1 pseudogene is annotated in these 1,455 nt (G+C 63.1%); it reads left to right on the top strand.

The window, feature by feature from the left end:
• Positions 1-1,402, top strand: a pseudogene (locus K678_RS19255) (hypothetical protein); the annotation flags it as partial.
• Positions 1,403-1,455 lie beyond the last annotated feature (53 nt).

Raw genomic sequence — 1,455 nt, 5'->3', positions numbered from 1 at the left:
CCCCTTAAAGAAATCCTATGGCTCGTGCCCGATCGACATCGTCGATCTGACGGTGCTGAAAGCCTGGCCGCAATACAGCCTGACCTATCTCGACGAGATGGGGGAAACCCACGCCGTCAGCGACTGCACCAAGGACGAGGCGACGCCCTACACGATCACCGAGGACGAGAGCCAGTGCAAAATCTTCCTCGATTTCAATGCCAAACAGGCGGTGCCCCAGGTGGCGCTGGTCTATCTCAACCGCAACAACGTCCCGGTCCAGGTCCGGGGCTGCGGACCTTCGACCAAATCCGCCCCGCTGCCGATGCGCGAGAGCGTCGAGGCCTGCCCGCTGCGCCATGATTTCACCGGCGGCACCAGCGCCGAATTGTCGATGTGGACCTATGTCCGGGACGGCATCACCTATCAGGCCGCGCCCTGCACTGATACCGGCCGCATTTTCGCCCATGAAACCGTCTATGCCGATGCCTCGGGCGCGTACATCTGCCCGACGGTGACCGATCTCGATCGCCGCACCGTCACCCTGCAATCGCGCAAGCGGATCACGATCGACGGCTCCCCTCGCTTCATCACCGAATGCAGCCCCGACAGCGCGGCGCAGGCGATCATCTCGACCAGTGAGGGCTGCACCGACCCGGCCAACTGGACCCACGACATCGAGGCCGGGCAGAGCTACGGCCAGGAGCGGTTCTATTACCTCCGCCCCAATGGCAGCCGGGAATACGTCACCGCCTGCCAGAGTTCGGCGGTCACCTATCGTCACCAGCAGGCGATCACCGGCTACCAGAACCATGACGACCAGCTCTGGGCCTATCCGCTCTCGACGGTGACGATCGATGTCGCCGGAAAGCCCTATGTCGTCGTCGCCTCCCAGGTCCTGCCCGGGTCGGCGCAACTGGCCTATCTGCCCCAGGGCGAGATCGACACCCCCACCGGAGCCTCGACCTATGAAGCCTGCAATGCGTGGCGGCAGACGGCGCGGAGCGAACGCTGGAAGCGGCCCGACGGCACCGAGTACCTGAAGCCGATCGGTGCGGGCACGCCGCAGGGGCCGATCAATGTCTGCATTGATCAGGTCGTCGAGACCCGGGCGATGGCAACGGGATGGTATGGTCTGAAGCCGGTCACGCATAATTACTGCGGCGACGGCGCGGATTGCGGCGCTGTCATCGATTATTACTCATTCTGCACCGCGATGCAGAACGTCAATAAGGTCCAGCGGGTCAATTCCGATACCGGCGAGACGATCGCCACCACCTGCAAATTCCCCAACGATACCTGGATCGGGTGGTGCTCGGCGGGCACATCGACCTCGCTGACCGACGAGCAAAATCCGAACAACCATGCCTACCTTCCGCTGGAGCGTAAGCAAAAACTCTTCGTTCCCCCGTGCCCGTTCTGATCGCCATGGCCTCGGCGATCTCGACCATCCTGCGGCCGCTGGCGTCGTTCTAC

Source organism: Magnetospirillum fulvum MGU-K5 (assembly GCF_000442515.1).
GTDB lineage: Bacteria > Pseudomonadota > Alphaproteobacteria > Rhodospirillales > Magnetospirillaceae > Phaeospirillum > Phaeospirillum fulvum_B.
This window is presented reverse-complemented; position numbering and strand designations above follow the sequence as displayed.